Source organism: Actinomadura sp. 6N118 (assembly GCF_044326415.1).
Taxonomy (GTDB): Bacteria; Actinomycetota; Actinomycetes; order Streptosporangiales; family Streptosporangiaceae; genus Spirillospora.
On the sequence record NZ_JBIRAZ010000005.1, the window covers coordinates 88701 to 105636 of the forward strand.

General features: G+C 68.6%; 16 protein-coding genes. 9 read left to right on the plus strand and 7 right to left on the minus strand.

Translation table 11 applies throughout. The annotated features are described in order from the left end of the window. The first annotated feature begins 91 nt into the window (after nucleotides 1-91). On the plus strand, nucleotides 92-1105 hold the full coding sequence (locus tag ACH34W_RS13980; RefSeq protein ID WP_395961271.1) for a MarR family winged helix-turn-helix transcriptional regulator: 1014 nt from the start codon (nucleotides 92-94) through the stop codon (nucleotides 1103-1105). Here ACH34W_RS13980 and ACH34W_RS13985 read toward each other — a convergent pair. Genes ACH34W_RS13985 through ACH34W_RS14015 form a run of 7 tightly spaced genes read right to left on the minus strand, consistent with a single transcriptional unit; the run spans nucleotide 1092 to nucleotide 9879 of the window. Continuing rightward, entirely contained in the window at nucleotides 1092-2594 is a 1503-nt protein-coding gene (locus ACH34W_RS13985) for a class I adenylate-forming enzyme family protein (RefSeq protein WP_395961272.1), read from the minus strand. The genes ACH34W_RS13980 and ACH34W_RS13985 overlap by 14 nt on opposite strands. 13 nt (nucleotides 2595-2607) lie before the next feature. Further along, nucleotides 2608-2904 carry a hypothetical protein gene (locus tag ACH34W_RS13990; protein WP_395961273.1) on the minus strand — a complete coding sequence of 99 codons (297 nt, stop codon included), beginning with the start codon at nucleotides 2902-2904 and terminating at the stop codon, nucleotides 2608-2610. 43 nt (nucleotides 2905-2947) lie between these two features. Beyond that, nucleotides 2948-4075 (minus strand): MaoC family dehydratase N-terminal domain-containing protein, encoded by a 1128-nt coding sequence (locus ACH34W_RS13995; RefSeq protein ID WP_395961274.1) that lies wholly within the window; start codon nucleotides 4073-4075, stop codon nucleotides 2948-2950. Between the two features lie 28 nt (nucleotides 4076-4103). Further along, nucleotides 4104-5228, minus strand: coding sequence for a CaiB/BaiF CoA transferase family protein (locus ACH34W_RS14000; RefSeq protein WP_395961275.1), 1125 nt, complete (start codon nucleotides 5226-5228; stop codon nucleotides 4104-4106). 28 nt (nucleotides 5229-5256) lie between these two features. After that, nucleotides 5257-7551 carry a CoA transferase gene (locus tag ACH34W_RS14005; protein WP_395961276.1) on the minus strand — a complete coding sequence of 765 codons (2295 nt, stop codon included), beginning with the start codon at nucleotides 7549-7551 and terminating at the stop codon, nucleotides 5257-5259. Nucleotide 7552: 1 nt separating this feature from the next. Further along, nucleotides 7553-8665 (minus strand): acyl-CoA dehydrogenase family protein, encoded by a 1113-nt coding sequence (locus tag ACH34W_RS14010; protein WP_395961277.1) that lies wholly within the window; start codon nucleotides 8663-8665, stop codon nucleotides 7553-7555. Between the two features lie 29 nt (nucleotides 8666-8694). Beyond that, nucleotides 8695-9879 (minus strand): acyl-CoA dehydrogenase family protein, encoded by a 1185-nt coding sequence (locus ACH34W_RS14015; protein WP_395961278.1) that lies wholly within the window; start codon nucleotides 9877-9879, stop codon nucleotides 8695-8697. Nucleotides 9880-10205: 326 nt separating this feature from the next. On the opposite strand from ACH34W_RS14015, the gene ACH34W_RS14020 reads away from it, so the two are divergent. The 8 genes from ACH34W_RS14020 to ACH34W_RS14055 are packed head-to-tail and all read left to right on the plus strand — an operon-like array spanning nucleotide 10206 to nucleotide 16929. Next, complete coding sequence (locus tag ACH34W_RS14020; protein WP_395961279.1) at nucleotides 10206-10754, plus strand: MaoC family dehydratase N-terminal domain-containing protein; 549 nt, start codon at nucleotides 10206-10208, stop codon at nucleotides 10752-10754. Beyond that, nucleotides 10754-11212, plus strand: a complete 459-nt coding sequence (locus ACH34W_RS14025; protein WP_395961280.1) for a Zn-ribbon domain-containing OB-fold protein — start codon at nucleotides 10754-10756, stop codon at nucleotides 11210-11212. The genes ACH34W_RS14020 and ACH34W_RS14025 overlap by 1 nt, the downstream gene beginning before the upstream one ends. Further along, nucleotides 11209-11610: a hypothetical protein gene (locus tag ACH34W_RS14030; RefSeq protein WP_395961281.1), complete on the plus strand. Its 402-nt coding sequence runs from the start codon at nucleotides 11209-11211 to the stop codon at nucleotides 11608-11610. Before ACH34W_RS14025 ends, ACH34W_RS14030 begins: the two co-directional genes overlap by 4 nt. Next, nucleotides 11607-12785, plus strand: a complete 1179-nt coding sequence (locus ACH34W_RS14035; protein ID WP_395961282.1) for a lipid-transfer protein — start codon at nucleotides 11607-11609, stop codon at nucleotides 12783-12785. The genes ACH34W_RS14030 and ACH34W_RS14035 overlap by 4 nt, the downstream gene beginning before the upstream one ends. 49 nt (nucleotides 12786-12834) lie before the next feature. After that, nucleotides 12835-14040 (plus strand): acyl-CoA dehydrogenase family protein, encoded by a 1206-nt coding sequence (locus ACH34W_RS14040; RefSeq protein WP_395961283.1) that lies wholly within the window; start codon nucleotides 12835-12837, stop codon nucleotides 14038-14040. Next, the gene (locus ACH34W_RS14045) at nucleotides 14040-15152 is read left to right on the plus strand and encodes an acyl-CoA dehydrogenase family protein (RefSeq protein WP_395961284.1); all 1113 of its coding nucleotides are present in this window, start codon (nucleotides 14040-14042) and stop codon (nucleotides 15150-15152) included. Before ACH34W_RS14040 ends, ACH34W_RS14045 begins: the two co-directional genes overlap by 1 nt. Further along, nucleotides 15149-16060, plus strand: coding sequence for an SDR family NAD(P)-dependent oxidoreductase (locus ACH34W_RS14050; RefSeq protein WP_395961285.1), 912 nt, complete (start codon nucleotides 15149-15151; stop codon nucleotides 16058-16060). Before ACH34W_RS14045 ends, ACH34W_RS14050 begins: the two co-directional genes overlap by 4 nt. Beyond that, complete coding sequence (locus ACH34W_RS14055; protein ID WP_395961286.1) at nucleotides 16060-16929, plus strand: SDR family NAD(P)-dependent oxidoreductase; 870 nt, start codon at nucleotides 16060-16062, stop codon at nucleotides 16927-16929. The genes ACH34W_RS14050 and ACH34W_RS14055 overlap by 1 nt, the downstream gene beginning before the upstream one ends. The last annotated feature ends 7 nt before the right edge of the window (nucleotides 16930-16936 follow it).

Here is a 16936-nt window from a genome sequence, read left to right on the forward strand (position 1 = left end):
GCGATGCTGGCTGTGAGATATTTGCCAGAGGTCCTGTATCTCGTAGATCGACCGGCCGGGTACGGGCCGCCCTGAGGAAGGAGTCGCCGCCGTGGCCGCGGACGATGGGGACCTCGCGTTGGAGAAGGCGACGCTGCGGCTGATCAATGTGGTCGCGTTCACCTCCGGCACCCGCGCCCACAGCCGCCGCATGCGCGCCGCGACGGGCATCGAACTCCCGCCATCGGATCTGCGCTTCATCGAGCTGCTCAGCGGCCGCGAACCCGTGTCGACGAGCACCGTCGCCAAGGAGCTCGGCATCGACCTCGCGCAGGCCAGCCGCCAGGCCGGCCAGCTGGCGGACGCCGGGCACATCGTGCGCGAGACCGACCCCGCTGATCGCCGTCGCGTTCTGGTCGGGCTGTCGGAGACGACCGCACAGGTGCTCGACGAATGGCTGGTCCACTGGAGCCGCGACTACCTGGCGGCCATCGAACGCTGGAGCCCGGAGGACATCGCGGCCACCGCCGACTGGTTCGCGCTGGTTCACAACCGTCTGGTCGAAGCGCTGCCCGACCGTCCCCGCTCCGCCGCGGCGGACCGCTGGGTCGAGCTCGCCGGGAACGACCACGATGCCGAGACCAGGTTCTTTGCGCGCACAATGATCGGCATGGTCACTTGGGTGGGGCAGTCGAGGGGCTACAACGATCTCCTGGAGATCATCGAATCGCCGATCCGGCAGCAAGGCTTCTTCACCTTGCAGGTCGTCCAGCAGAGCGGTCCGCTGTCGATCGCCGACATCGCGGAACGGCTGGCCATCGACCCCTCGCAGGCGAGCAAGCGGCTGCGCCAGCTCACCGACCTCCGCCTGGTGGACCGTGCCGTCGACGGTTTCGACCGGCGCAGCAGCTTGATCCGGATCTCCCGCAAGGGCGCCGCCGTTCTGGCGAAGGTCGCCGACTTGCAGATGACCGCCTTCGAGGGCCTGACCGAAGGCATCAGTACCGAGGACCGTCAGCGCTGGACGCCGCTTGTCCAGGCCTACATCAGCGAGCTGTTCAGCCGTCGGATCGGGGCCGACGGCGTGATCCGCCCGAGGGATCCGGAGCTCTTCAGCCCGCACTGACCGCATCGCCGCCATCCCGAAGGACACGCCGCAGGACCTTGCCCAGGTCGTTGCGAGGAAGCTTCTCGAGCACGCGCACCTCGGCCGGCACCCGGGTTGATCGCAAACGACTTCCGACCCAGGCCTGGACGTCGGCCTCCTCGACGGAGCAGCCGCCCCGAGGGACCACCGCGGCCACAACGAGCTCACCCCACTCCACGTCCGGCACGCCGAAGACCGCCGCGTCCACGATGTCGGGATGCTCGATGAGGACGTTCTCGATCTCGCCGGGCGAGAGGTTCTCCCCGCCACGGACGATGACGTCGTCGAGTCGGCCCTCGACATAGACGTAGCCGTCGGCATCGATCCGCCCCGCGTCCTGTGTCCGGAACCATCCCTGTCCGTCGAGCCGGGAGGCGGCGGCGTACTCACCGGAGACCTGCGGCCCTCGCACCCAGAGCTCACCGCCCACACCGGCCTGGACGCCCCGCCCGCTCGGGTCGCGCACGACGATCTCGACACTCGGCAAGGGTTTGCCGACGGATTCCAGCCGTCGGCGGATCCCGGGGTCGGACGTGGCCCTCGCCAACCTGTGGTCCTCGGGGCCAAGAATCGCAATCGACGAGGTCGTCTCGGTCAGCCCGTATGCATTGACGAAATCGACGTGCGGGAGCAGATCCAGAGCGCGCTCGATCACCGGTCGCGGCATTCGGCCGCCGCCGTAGGAGAGGTGACGCAGGTCCGGCAGCTCCGTGCAGGTCTCGTCGAGCACGTCCACGACCCGGGCGAGCATCGTCGGCACGACCATCGCATGTGTGATCCGCTGCCGCACCGCAGCCTCGACCCAGGCCTCCGCCTCGAAGTTGGGAAGCTGCACGATCCGGCGGCCTCCGTACAGCGCGGTCAGCAGACCCGCGACACCGGCGATGTGGTACGGCGGCACGCTGACCAATGTCGCCTCGTCGCAACCGGCTCCCAGCATCTCTGTGCCGTTCAGAACGTACGACGTCAGGTGCCGATGGCGCAGCATCGCGACCTTCGGACTGCCGGTTGTGCCACTCGTATGCAGCAGGACAGCCGTCTGTTCGGGATCCTGGTCCGGCTCGATCTCGGCGGCTCGCGCGGTGCGTACCTCCGACAAGAACGTGTCGGGATCGGTCACGCACAGCCCGTCCAGGGAACCAAGGTCCTGCGTCGACCGATCGTCGGCCACCAGCGTGGTCGGCAACTGGTCCCGCACCAGTGCGGCGAAGGGTCCTGGCGCCAGCCGATAGCTGATGGGAGCGAAGGGCCTCCCCGTGACCGCGGCACCGAAGAGCGCGACGGGAAAGGCCGCCGTGGCCGTGCCCGCGAACAGCAGGGGCCGACCGGGCTGATCCCCCACCAGGGTCGCTGCCTTCGAAGCCTGCTCGCGAAGCTCGCCCAGGGTCATGCCGGACGTCGCGTCTCCGATCGCGATTCGGTCGGGCTCGACGCTCGAGACGATATCGAGCAAGGTGACGATGTTCACCTGACCTCCGGGCTCAGTCTGAGGACGGCAAGGCCTTGGCGGCCTTGGCGGCCAGCATCCGGCCGTTGAGCAGCAGGGGTCCCGGTCCTCCACGGACGCACAGCAGTTCCACGGTCCCCTCGTCGTCGCTGTACCGCTTTCCGATCAGCAGTTCCCCGGTGGCGTCACCCCCCGATGCCGCACCGGCGCCATCGGGGTGGAGCGGCGCCCCGGCACAGGTCAGGTCGACGTCGCCGGCTGAGGCGCGGATGACGATGAACTCGGCGGTCGTTCCCGCCGACTTCAGTTTGAGGCCGGGTCTGAGTTCCATCGAGTGGTCGCTCCTTGTCGAGGCTCTTGCTGTCTTCGGCCGCTCAGCCGTAGATCGTCGGCTCGGCAACCACGGTGGGTGCCCAGAGCATGGCGGGGTAGCCCGGCTCGTCCACATCGCGTCGCGGCAGTCGTACGGCCGCCTTGCCGATCGCCGTCTCGACATCGTCCTGATTGACCACCGCGACCCGGACGTCGACGCGGCCCTCACCGGCCTCCTCATAGACGCGCTGAACCGAGCCGACGACGGTGTTGGTGTCTCCGATGAGATTCGGGCGCCGAAGCTGGGCGCTCAACGTGATGAGGTCGCCCCAGTCACCGATCCAGTCGGTGATGATCTGGCTGAGCCAGGCGATCCGCTGCGGTCCGTAGTCGAAAGACGTGGCCTGCGCCCGGGCCTTCCTGGCGTACTCCGGGTCGGCCCGGCCGCCGGCCCCCATGTCGATGGTGCCCTCGTCCACCTTCCGCGAGCGGCTCATGGTCAGGGACCCGAGGCTGAACAGGTACAGCTCGGTGGTCGTGTAGGTCCCCTTGGGCAACGCCGGAAGGTCGCTTCCCTCGCGGACGTCTTCCCAATAGAGCGGGCTGCCGCCCCGTCGGGTCCGCTCCCAGACGAGGGGGTCGGGCGCGATACGCCGATGCGAGCCCGACGATGAGGCGGAGACCCCGCTCCCCGGGTTGGCGAACCGGAGCATGTGATTGGTCATCCGGGCCACGAGCTCGGCGCGGTGGTTGTAGTACTCGGTCGTGCCGGAGCACACGAGCGCCGCGCCGAGCTGCCGCATGTCGCGGTGCTTGAGGTCGACCGGCGTCTCGATCGACCGGACGCGGTCGCCTACCCATACGGGGCGAACCCATTCGATGTCGGCACCGAGATAGAGGATGCTCAGGTCCTTCATCTCGACGTCGTCCTGGGGGATGTGCCCCCAGATTGACGCGTTGGCTCCGAAGTCGATCGAGAAGAGGAATGACGGCGAACCTATGAGGCTGTGGAAGCGCGCCTCCTCGGCGTACGCGCCGTCGCGGAAGAGCGGGTTGTAGTCGCCGGAGCCTTCGCTGTGCCGCCGCAGCCATTCGGCCGTCACCTCGCGCCACGGCCTTGGATTCAGCGGCTGGCCGAGTCCCTTGCGGTACTCCTTTTCGAAGCTGTCGAGTGTCGTGATCCGGCTCATCGCCTGCGCTCCTTCACTGACGGGACCTTCATGCCACGACACCCGCCGCACGAAGATCCACGATCTCCTTCTCGGAAAGTCCCAGGCCGGTGAGGACCTCGCAGGTGCTCGTCCCGGGCTCCTCAGCCGAGTGCGGCATCTCCAACGTCGTGCGGCTGAAGCGCGGTGCCGGCCGAGGGTGCGGCGCACCGTCGATCTCGACGAACATGCCGCGTGCAGCGGCGTGCGGGTGCGCGGTCGCCTCGGTCAGCTCGAGCACCGGCTGCACACAGGCCTCCACACCCTCGAACGATCGGGTCCACTCCTCACGAGTGCGCGTCGCGAAAACGGCGGCCACGCGCTCCGTCGCGGAGGGCCAGGAGTTCCGGTCCATCTGCGGTCCGAGGTCGGCTTCGGCGAGGCCGAGGACCCGGAGGAACTCGCGGTAGAACCGCGGCTCGATCGCCCCGACAGAGACCCATTTGCCGTCCGAGGTCTCGTAGGTGCGATAGAAGTGCGCTCCGCCATCGAGCAGGTTGGTGCCCCGCGCGGACCACGATCCCCGGGCCGCCATCGCGAGGAAGGGAGCGAGCAGGAGCGCCACGCCGTCGACCATCGCGGCGTCGATCACCTGGCCCCGTCCGGATGCGGCGCGCTCCAGCAGTGCCGCTGTGATCCCTAGGGCGAGCAGCATTCCGCCGCCCCCGTAGTCGGCGACAAGGTTGAGCGGTGGAACGGGCCCGTGCCCCGACTCGCCGATGGCGTGCAGCGCCCCGGAAAGCGCCAGATAGTTGAGGTCGTGGCCGGCGGAGGTGGCCAGGGGCCCGTCCTGCCCCCAACCGGTCATCCGTCCGTAGACCAGCCGCGGATTGCGCACGAGGCACTCCTCCGGACCGAGTCCCAAACGCTCGGCCACCCCCGGCCGGTAGCCCTCCACCATGACATCGGACCGTTCGATCAGATCGAGGACCACGTCGCGGCCCCGAGTGTCCTTGATATTGACCGCGACAGATCGACGGCCGCGCGAGTGGGCGTCGGCGGGGTAGCGGCGCGCACCGACGCGCTCGATGCTCACGACCTCCGCCCCGAGGTCGGCGAGCAGCATGCACGCGAACGGCCCGGGCCCCTGCGCCGCGAGCTCGACCACCCGCGTCCCTGTCAGCGGACCCGTCATGGCCAGCTCCTTCCGGTATCGAGGTACATCAGAAACCCGCCGGAGCGTCGCCGATGACCTGGCGCTCTACCAGGCTGGCGTACACCTCCTCGCTGAGCCCGAGCTCGCCGACGAGGACCTCGTGGTTGTGCTCGCCGAGTGTCGGCGGACGGTGGGTCAGCCAGGCCGACCGTCCCACTCGGCGGAACGGCAGGGTGGGAAGCGGGATCGTCCCGGCCCAGGGCAGCTCCGCGAGCTCGTACGAGCCCCGGCCCGCAAGGTGGGGGTGCTCATGGACCCAGCGTGGGTCGGTGCACAGCCCCGCGGGAACACCGGCCGCGATCAGGCGGTCCACGACGTCCTCGGGCTCCCTGGCGGCGACCCAGTCCGCGATGCGCGCCTCGACCCGATCGGCGGCGGCCTGCCGGCCGGAGTGGTCACGCAGATCGGGATCCTCGTACCAGTCCACGAACCCGAAGACGTCGACCAGTGCCTTCCACTGCCCATCGTCGAGCACGGAGATGCCGATCCAGCGCTCATCGCCGCTGGCTCTGAAGGCCCCCTGCACGTGTGCCTCCACGGCCCGGTTGCCCGTCCGGTCGAGCAGCTCGCCGTCGGCGGTCCAGCGGATCACCTGCTCCGACGCCATGACCAACGCGCCCTCGGCGAGCGCGGCCTCGACCAGCATGCCCTGGCCCGTGACTCGGCGTCGCAAGAGCGCCGCCGCAAGTGCGAAGAACGAGTTCGCCCCACCCATCGGGTCCGCGGGACCCTGCGGGTTGGTCGGGTCTCCGCCGGCATAACCGGTACGCCAGCACAGGCCGGAGAACTGCTCCACCGTCTGGGCGTAGCCGACCATCTCACGCCGCGGGCCGGTCAGGCCGAAGGCGGGCATGCGGAGCATGACAAGGCGCGGGTTGATGCGGTGGACCTCGTCCCAGTCGAGTCCGACCGATTCCAGGACGCGCGGAGCGAAGTTCTCGAGGAGGACGTCGGCGTTTTCGATCAGCCGGACGAGCAGCTCCCGTCCCTCCGCTTGCGTGATGTCGAGCGTCACGTTGCGCTTGTTGAAGTTCGCCCCGAGATAGAAGCTGCCGCACTCCCACCAGTGGTCGCGGGAGACCGGTACACCTCCCATCGTCCGTGATCCGTCGATCCTGCGGGTGCTCTCGACCTTGACGACATCGGCTCCGAATGCGCCCAGCGCCGAGCCGACATATGCGCCGACCCACCAGGTACCAAGGTCGATCACCCGAAGGCCGTCGAACGGCTGGCCGCTCGGACCGACCGGGCGGCTGCCGGGCGGCGCCGGGGCGGCCTGAGTCCGCTGGGGCCGGACACCGTCGAAGAGGAACGGCGGCTTGGGAACCCTGAAGTGACCGTCGGGGTGCTGCTCGTAGAACTCCCGCGCCAGGACCTGCGGGTCCTCCAGGATCGTCGCCCCGTTGTGCACCGGTGCGGCCGGGATCCGAAACGCCGCCAACGCATCGATGCACTCTTGTACGGTGTGCCGCGTCGTCCAGGAGCGGACCGCCTCGGTCCACTCGGCCCTCCGCGCGTATCGGCCCTCGAAGGTCCGCATCTGCTCGTCATCGAGCCAGTCGGGGCGTCCGATCAAGACCACGAAGTCCTCGTGATTCTGCGCCGAAGCAAGATTGAGCCCGATCCAGCCGTCGGCGGCCGGTTCCACACTCGGGGTCAGCCGTCTCCTCGGCCGGGGGCTTCGCGATGGCGGCGACACCGAAGCGGTGACGCTGTGGAAGAGGTTGGTGGTGTACACCGTGGCATCGAGCAGGGGAACATCGAGAATCCGCCGCTCACTGCCGCCTTGCAAGGCGGCTGTCGCCGCCCCCGCCGCCATCGTCCCCGCGACCCAGAGGCTCTCCGAGCTTCCTGTCATGATCGGGTATTTCGACATCGAGCCGCGCCAGTTGAGCGATCCCGCCTCGGCCTGCAGAGTGAACTCACTCCACGGGCGGCCCGTCCCCGCCCACGGCCCGTCCAGGCCCCAGGGGCTGATGACCGTCACGATGGTATCGCCGAAGCCGTTGAGGAGATCGTGGTCCGGGGCGTCCGGCAGTTCGAGGATGACGATGTCGGCCGGGACGGACGACGCCAATCGGTGCAGGTCCATCAGGTCGCCGGACACGCGCATCTTGCCGTAGTGCACATAGGAGTCGAAGTGCGTGCCGCGCCCGAGGGTCTCGGCACCACCGATGCGGGTCACCGAAGCCCCCGCGTCGCACAGCAGCCGGCCCGCGTACGCGCCCGTGATCGAGGAGGACCACTCCATGACCCGGACTCCGCCCAGCGGAGCACTGTCGGTGTGGTTCTTCGCGGTCATGTCAGGCCGCCGCCATCGCGTCGCCGAGGGCGGCGAGGGCACGTGATGGACCGCCCAGGGACAAAGAGCCCTGCCGCGCCGCCAGGAAGTACCGGTGCAGCGGGAAGTCGAGGTCGACACTGATACCGCCGTGCACCTGCATCGCGGTCTCGAGCACACGCGTCGGGGCGTCCGCCGCCCACCATGCGGCGATCGCAACCACGTCTCCCTCAGGCGTCCCCTGGGCGAGGAGCCATGCGGCACGCCAGGCGGTGAGCCGGATCGCCTGAACGTCGATGTAGGCGTCGGCCACCTTGTGCGATACCGCCTGGAAGGTACCGATCGGCCGGCCGAACTGCCTTCGCTCCGAGACATAGGACGCAGTCATCCGCAGCGCGGTCTCGACCGTTCCGAGTTGTTCCAGGCACCGCGCGACGGTCTCCGCCGCCTCGATCCAGCTTCCCGCCTCCTCCGTGATCCCGCCAGGGGCGATCACAACGTCGGCGCCGGGTACCTGGCAGCCGTCGAGCGTCAGCCGCCACCGCTGCCGGCGATCTACGGACGTGTGGGGCGTCAGTGTCACACCCTGTCCTGCCGGGTCGACGAGAAGCAGCCCGGGTCGGCCCCGGTCGACGGTGACGTGGGTGAGAACGCGGTCGGCGACCGTCGCGAGCGGCACGTGTGACATCGCGCCGTCGACCCGCCAGGCGTCGCCGTCGGGCCTGGCCTGGAATCCCGGGGATGACGCGGACGCCTGCCGTGGTGCCGCGCTCAGGAGCAGGTCTCCGGCGGCGAACGGGGCGACCAGGCGTTGGCGTTGCTCGTCGGTGCCGTAGCGGCTGATGGGGAGGGCGGCCATGACGACCGCCTCGCTGAGGAAGAGCGGCACCGCAGCCTTGGCCGCCTCCTCGATCACGATGCACTGCTCCACGAAGCCCGCGCCGCTCCCGCCGTGCTCCTCGGGAATGGCGATCCCGATCAGTCCAGCCTTGGCGAGCTTCGCCCAGAGCGCACGGTCGAATGGCTCACCAAAGGCCTGCCAGGCCTCCAGACGCTCCGGTGCGGCGGCGTCCGTGATGATCGTCGCGGTGAGGTCGGCAACGTCCTGTTCCTGCTCGTTGTAGCTGTAGTCCACGTTCGACTCCTGGTGCTGGTCGGTGCCGGTCAGCGCGGTGCGCGCGGAAGCCCGAGGCCCAACTGTGCGATCAGGTCACGCTGGATCTCGTTCGCGCCACCGATGAAGGTCATGACGTTCGAGGAGCTCGCTCCCTTGGCGAGCGCGCCGCCGGCGATGGCGCCCGGGGAGTTCCCGTCGAGCCCCGCGTCGAGTCCGATGACCTCGTACAGCAACCGCCGACCGCGGCCGAACAGCTCCGAGCCGTACACCTTCGCGGCGGACGCCTCGGCGGGCTCGAGCCGGTCGGCGTCAACGGCGGTCGCGAGCTTGGCGTTCAGCAACCGCTGGAATTCCACTTCTGCCCGGACCCGGGCCAGCGTCTGCCGCACAGACGGGTCGTCCAGCATCGGCGAACCGTCGCCGGCCTTCGTCTCCGTTGCCCACTGCCGTACCTCGGCCAGCGCATGTTCCACAGGGGCGGTCGACACGAGCGCGACCCGCTCGGTGTTGAGCTGACCGGTGATCATCGCCCAGCCGTTGTTCTCACCGCCGATGCAGTTCTCCACCGGTACTCGGACGCCGTCGAAGCCGACGGCGGCGACCGAATGATCACCCAGCGTACGGAGCCGGGTCGAGGAGACGCCCGGGGCGTTCCGCGGCACGATGAGCACCGAGATACCGCGATGCCTGGGGGCGTCCGGATCGGTTCGCACCGCGAGCCAGATGTAGTCGCCTGCCTCCATCATCCCGGTCCAAAGCTTCTGCCCGTTGATCACGTACTCGTCGCCGTCGCGTATCGCGCGCGTCGTGAGCGAGGCCAGATCGGTGCCGGACTCGGGCTCGGAATACCCGATCGCGAAGTGGATCTCGCCTCGGAGGATCCCGGGGACGAGGGTCTCGCGCTGTTCCTTCGTCCCATGGGCGGCGATGGCGGGGCCGACGCTGTTGATCGTCAGCAACGGCAACGGCACATCCGCCTGGGCGGCCTCGTCACTGAAGATCGCCTGCTCGACCATGGAGAGCCCCTGGCCACCGATCTCCTTCGGCCACCCGATGCCCAGCCACCCGTCCTCGCCGAGGCGTCGCACGACGCGCCGGTAGGCATCGGTCGCGTCTTCGGCGTAGTAACCGTTGCGGAGCTCGTGGCGGAGTTCCGGAGTCATGACCTCGGCGAAGTACGCACGCAGACGCGCGCGCATCTCCACATGCGCTTCGGTCTCCGCCAAGTGCATAGAGGTCTCCTTCAAGCAGGCCGAGGTAGAGCCGGACATCACGGCTTCTCATTCACTCAATCAAAATTACATGCTAATTATCAAGCTTTTCTTAGCAGTCTGACGCGGCAATCAGCGCTGTTACCGTCGAACTACCTGCCAGAGAACAAGCTTTTTATGATCGGGGTCGCGGGCCTTGTCGGTTCAGTGTCCTGGCCGATGCCCTCCCGCAGCAGTGCCCCTTCCGCTCAGTGGGATCACGCGATGACCGGTCGGTGGAGCAGCGACAGACTCCGAGTCCCAGGGGGCCTCAGTGAGGCCTGCAACGGCGAAGGAGGCCGACAACGGTGCATGCGCAGCTACTCGATCTCGACGCCTTCAGCGGTGTCGAGGCCGAGCCTCCGCGAGTGGCCCGCTACGCGGTCAACGAGGCGATGATCCGCAACTGGGTCGAGGCGCTCGACGACCGCAATCCGGTCTACGTCGACGCCGATGCCGCCCGGGCCACCGGACGCGAGGGCATCATCTGCCCACCGGCCATGATCTCGACCTGGGTGATGAACGGTTATCGTCGGTGGCGCGAAGTCCAGGCCCGGCGCGAAGCCGGAGAGACGGAGGACTTCGCGTACTCCCGCCTGATGAGCTTGCTCGACGAGGCTGGATTCACCTCGGTGGTGGCGACCGATGTCAGCCAGCGCTACCTGCGTGAACTCCGGCCCGGCGACCGTGTCACCTGCTTCTTCACGATCGACTCGGTCTCGCCGCTGAAGCAGACGGCGCTCGGGCCCGGTCACTTCGTCACGCTGAACAAGCGGTACGTCGACGGTGATGGCGTTCTGGTCGCCGAGGAGGACTTCCGCCTGCTGCGATTCCGACCCGCGAACAAGGACGGCTGATGAACGACCCGACGACCGGTGCCCAGGTCCGCCGGAGCAGCGTCCCTCCACTCATCGTCACGCAGGACAACGCGTTCTGGTTCGAGGGCGTCCGCCAGGGCAAGCTGCTCATCCAACGCTGCGGGGACTGCCGTGCGCTGCGCCAGCCGCCCGGCCCTGTCTGCCCGGACTGCCGGTCCTTCCACTGGGACACGATCGAATCCTCACGACGGGGCACGTTGCACAGCTACACCGTCATCCATCGACCGCAGGACTCCGCCTTCACCTATCCGCTGGCCGTCGGCCTCCTCGACCTCGACGAGGGCACCCGGCTCGTAGCGGACATCGGCGACACCGATCCAGCTGAGCTGGCGGTCGGCCTTGCGATGGAAGTCATCTTCACCGAGCACGCGCACGGCGAGGTGCTCCCCCGGCTGCGGCCGGTGAGCCCCACCCTCCAAGAAGGTAGGACCTCATGAGCCTTCCCGACGTCGCCGTCGGAACCGTCCTTCCCGACCTGGATGTCGTCCTGGACCGGACCACCATCGTGGCCGGAGCCATCGCCTCGCAGGACTTCGAGGACGTACATCACGACCCCGGCAAAGCCCAGTCGCGCGGCGCTCCCGACATCTTCATGAGCATCAACACGACGAACGGATTCGTCGACCGGTACGTCACCGACTGGACGGGGCCGGAGGGCCGGATCACCGCAGTATCGCTGCGCCTTGGCCTGCCGAACTTTCCCGGAGACACGATGACGCTCCGCGGCGAGATCATCGAGCGGACACAACGCGAGGCGACCCTGAAGGTCACCGGCACCAACTCCCGCGGCGTGCACGTCACCGCCCGGGTGACCCTCGAGTCGGTGAGCGCGTGAACGGCTTTGCCGGGAAGGCGGCGATCGCAGGCATCGGAGCGACGGAGTTCTCCAAGGAGTCGGGCCGCAGCGAGTGGCGGCTGGCGTGCGAGTGCGTGCTCGCCGCGCTCGACGACGCCCAGATCGGTGTCGACGAGGTCGACGGTTTCGCCCTGTTCACCATGGAGACCAACCCGGAGATCGCGGTCGCCCGGGCGCTCGGCATCCCGGAGCTCACGTTCTTCAGCCGCATCCCGCACGGCGGGGGCGGCGCATGCGCACCCGTCCAGCAGGCAGCGCTCGCCGTCGCCAGCGGTGTCGCCGAAGTCGTCGTGGTCTACCGCGCGTTCAACGAGCGCTCCGGCCACCGCTTCGGATCAGGCCCGCCGCCGTTCGCCTACGCGCACACCACCGACCAGGAGTACCGCAACTGGATCAATCCCTACGGACTGTTGACCCCGGCCGCACAGGAGGCGCTCCTCGCCCGCCGCTACATGCACAAATACGGGGCGACCAGCGCCGACTTCGGCGCGGTGTCCGTGCTCTCCCGCAAGTACGCCGCGACCAACCCGAAGGCCTGGTACTACCAGCGCCCCATCACGCTCAGCGACCACCAGGCATCACCATTGATCGCCGACCCGCTGCGGTTGCTCGACTGCTGCCAGGAATCTGACGGCGGCCAGGCGCTGGTGATCGTCAGCACCGAGCGCGCTCGCGATCTACCCCACCCCCCGGCCGTCATCACCGGGGCCTCCCAGGGCGTGGGTCCGCAGCAGATCTCGATGAGCAGCTACTACCGCGACGACATCGACGTGATGCCGGAGGTTGAGCTGGTCGCCCAGCAGTTGTGGGCTCAGTCCGGCATCGGCCCGGACGACATCGACGCCGCGATCCTCTACGACGCCTTCACCCCCATGCTGCTGCTGCAACTGGAGGAGTACGGCTTCTGCAAGCGGGGCGAGGCGAGGAACTTCATCGCCGACGGCAACCTCGAGCTCGACGGTCTCCTACCGGTGAACACGCATGGCGGCCAGCTCGGCGAGGCCTATGTCCATGGCGTGAACGGCATCGCCGAGGGCGTCCGGCTGATCCGCGGCGCCTCCGTGAACCAGCCGGAGAAGCGGATCGACAACGTCCTCGTCACCGGAGGGTCACCCGTTCCGCACAGCGCGCTCGTCCTCAGCGTGGACCGGTGAGCCGAGTGGAGATCGACATGTGCGTGCGCGCGTCCCGAAGGGAGTGAAGATGTATCCGGACCTGTCCCCCACTTCAAAGGCGCTGCGCAAGGAGTTGCGCGAGTACTTCGCCGCCACCATCAGCCCCCAGGACCGGGAGGAGCTGCGGAAGCAGAACGAGGGCGGCCCGACGTTCGATCGCATCCTGCGACAGATGGGAAAGGACGGCTGGCTCGGGCTCGGCTGGCCGAAGGAGTACGGCGGCCGGGGCGAAGACCCCGAGGCGCTCTTCGTCTTCTACGACGAGGCCGTCCGTGCCGACGCGCCGCTGTCGCTGGTCACCCTCAACACCGTCGCGCCGACGCTGATGAAGCACGGGACCGACGAGCAGAAGGCGTACTTCCTCCCGCGCATCCTCGCCGGCGAGCTCACGTTCGCGATCGGTTACACCGAGCCGAGCGCCGGCACCGACCTGGCGTCGCTCACGACGAGGGCACGGGTCGACGGAGCCGAGTTTGTGATCAATGGCAACAAGATCTTCACCAGCGGCGGCGACTTCGCAGACTGGATCTGGCTCGCGGCTCGCACCGATCCCGAGGCGGCGCGCCACCAGGGCATTTCGATCATCACCGTCCCGACCACCGCACCAGGGTTCTCGGCGACCCCGATCGAGACCGTCGGCGGGCACAGCACGGCGGCGACGTACTACGAGGACGTCCGTGTCCCGGTCGGCAATCTCGTCGGCGAGCTGCACGGCGGATGGAAGCTCATCACCGATCAGCTCAACCACGAGCGGGTGGCGCTGGCCGCCCGGGGCGGTATCGCGAACGGGCTTTTCGACGAGACCCTCACCTGGGCCAGGACGACACCACTAGGAGAGGGCGTCGTTTACGACCTGCCCTGGGTCAGGGCCAAGCTCGCGCAGGTCTTTGCGCTGCTCAGTGCCTCGGACCTGGTGAATCTGCGCCTGGTCGCGGACATCGCGAACAACACCCTCACCGGCGGGGACTCCGGCGCCGCGAAGGTCATCGGCACCGAGTCGGTGATGGCCGCGTACGGGATGCTCCAGGAAGTGCTCGGCGCCGACGGATTGCTGCGGCCCGGCTCCCGTGGCGCCGCCATCGAGGGCCGTGTCGAGGCGATGGCCCGCCGGTCGCAGAACAACTCCTTCGGCGGTGGCACCAACGAGGTCATGCGCGAACTGGTCGCGGCGAAGAGCCTCGGCATGGCTCTCGCCGCCCGCCGCAAGCCCGAGTCTGAGAAAGGCGGGAACTGATGGAATTCACCCTCAGCGCCGACCTGAAGACGGTCAGCGATCTCGCCGAGCAGATCTTCACCGACAAGGCCGACATCAAGCGGGTGCGCGAGGTCGAGGCCTGCGGCGGCTTCGACGCCGATCTGTGGCGCATGCTCGCCAAGTCCGGCCTGCTCGGGCTCGCGTTGCCGGAGGACGTCGGCGGCGCGGGACTGGGCATGCTTGGCCTCGTCGCCGTCCTCGAGCAGCAGGGTCGGCGGGTCGCGCCCGTCCCCGTCTGGTCCGTGGTGGCGGGTGCTGCCATTCCGATCGCCGGGTACGGCTGCGCGGCCCAGCGGGTGCGGTGGCTGCCCGGCATTCTCGACGGCAGCACCGTGGTCACCGGAGCCTTCGAGCGGCTTGCTTTGCGGGGCGCGAAGAACGGCGATGACTGGGTCGTGTCCGGTGAACTCGCCGCCGTCGCCGCGGGCCCTGTCGCGACGGCGTTCGTCGTGCCGTTCACGACGAATGCAGCCGGAACCCACGTGGCGATCGTGCCGGCGGACCGTACCGGCCTCGGGATCACGCCGCTATCGGTCACCGACCACGGGAGCAGCGCCACCCTCGCCTTCGATCAGGTGCGCCTGACGTCAGACGACCTCATGGATGCCGACGGCGCGACGATCGTCGACCGCGTCCGCACACGGTCGCGCATCGCACTGGCCGCCCTGTCGACCGGGGTGTGCCAGGAGGCGGTAGCCATCACCTCCGCCTACACCTCCCAGCGCATGCAGTTCGGCCGTCCATTGTCCACTAACCAGGCGGTGGCGCTCCGAGCCGCCGACGCGCATCTCGACACCGAGCGGATCCGGCTGACGACGTACAAAGCCGCCTGGCATACCGACCGGGGCGAGGAGGACGAGGCCCGAGCCGCCTCACTCGTCGCGAAATGGTGGGCGTCGTCCGGAGGGCTTCGGGCGGTCCACGCAACCCAGCATCTGCACGGCGGCATCGGCGCCGATGTCGACTATCCGATCCACCGCTACTTCCTCTGGGGTCGTCAGATCGCGTTCACGCTCGGCTCCGCAGGCGCGATCGAGGCCGAACTCGGTGACCTCCTCGACCAGGTGACCCCGATTGGAGCGTCTGCGTGACCCATCTCGCCATCGTGACCGGCGCCAGCCGCGGGATCGGCCGCGGCATGGCCCGCCGTCTCGCTTCGGAAGGCATCGCCGTCGCCGCCGTCTCCCGCACCCTCCGTCCGGGCGAGGGCGCCTACGAGGGCTCGCTGGAAGAGACCGTCGCGCTGATCAACGCCGACGGCGGCGACGCTCGTGCGTTCGTCGCCGACCTCGGCCGCAAGGAGATCGACCGTCCCGCGCTCGTCGCCGAGATCGAGGACGCGTTCGGTGCCACCGCCGACATCCTGATCAACAATGCCGCCGCGGCCCGCCGTTACGAGACGCTCTTCGCCGACATGCGGCGTGAGTGGTTCGAGGACTCGGTCGAGACCAACGTGTGGAACACCTGGGACTTGATGAGGTCCGTCATTCCTGGGATGCGCAGGAAGGGCGCCGGCTGGATCGTCAACCTGTCCTCCCGCCAGGCGGGACCGCGGGTCGGCCCGCCGTTCGCGCCGCATCCACTCGCCGGCTCCGTCTTGTACGGCGGAACGAAGGCATTCATCGACCGGATGAGCACGGGTGCGGCGATGGAGCTCTATGACGATCACATCGCCGTCAACACCCTTGCCCCGAACCGGGGTGTGGCGACCGCCCATGCTGCGGCGGCGGTACCCGGCTGGCCGTCGGAGCCTGAGGAGACGATGGCCGAGGCCGCGCTCCTGCTCTGCACCGAGGACCCTGCCAAGGTCACCGGTCGGGTCGCCTACAGTCTCCCGTTGCTCAAGGAGTTCAACCGGCCGGTACGGACCCTAGACGGCAGACACCTGGTCGAAGGTTGGCAGCCCGACGACATCGACGAGGCCGGGTTCCTGCCGCACTACATCAGGTTCAACCCGCCGCCGCCCCTGCCCGAGGCCTTTCGGAAGGGAGCACCATAGTGAGCACCGCACTCGAAACGATGCTCGGCCTGACCGGTCGTGTCGCCCTGGTGACCGGCGGCGGCAACGGTATCGCCCGAGCCGCCGCGTTGCGGCTGGCGACCGCGGGCTGCGACGTCGCCGTGGTCGACCTCGACCCTGAAGCCGCCGAACGCACCGCCATCGAGATCCACGAGCTGGGCCGCAAGGCCGTCGCCATCGCGAAGGATCTGACCATCCCGACGGCGCACGCGGAGATGGTCGAGGAAACGGTCACGGCCCTCGGCGACCTGTCCGTCGCGGTCAACGTGTGCGGCGGAACGGGCGGCGTCACCAAGTCGTTCCTCGACATGTCGATCGGCGACTGGCACAAGCCGATGGCGCTCAACCTCGACACGACCTTCCTGTCCTGCCAGGCCGAGGCGATCTCCATGGTGCGCGGCGGCCGACCGTCCACGATCGTGAACGTCGCATCCTCCAGTGGCGTGGCGGCGGCCCCGAACCTCGCCGGCTACGGCGCGGCGAACGCCGGTGTCGTGCACTTCACCAAGACGGCCGCCATCGAACTCGCACCGTACGGCATCCGGGTGAACTGCATCATCCCGGGCACCCACTGGACCGCAGGCACCCGGCGGACCGCCACCAGCCCGGACTCGCCGCCGACGGTCCGGGAGTTCTTCACCACGGCGGAGAGCGTCACTCCCCTCGGGCATCTCGGCGAACCGGAGGAGACCGCTGGCGTCGCACTTTTCCTGGCCTCCGATCTGTCGAGCTACGTGACCGGTCACGCCGTCGTCTCCGACGGCGGAATCCTGCACACCACCGCGCGGCCAGCCTTCGGAGAATCAAAGATCCCCGACGCCATCAAGGATTACGTCGCCGCGCGCTGATGGCGGC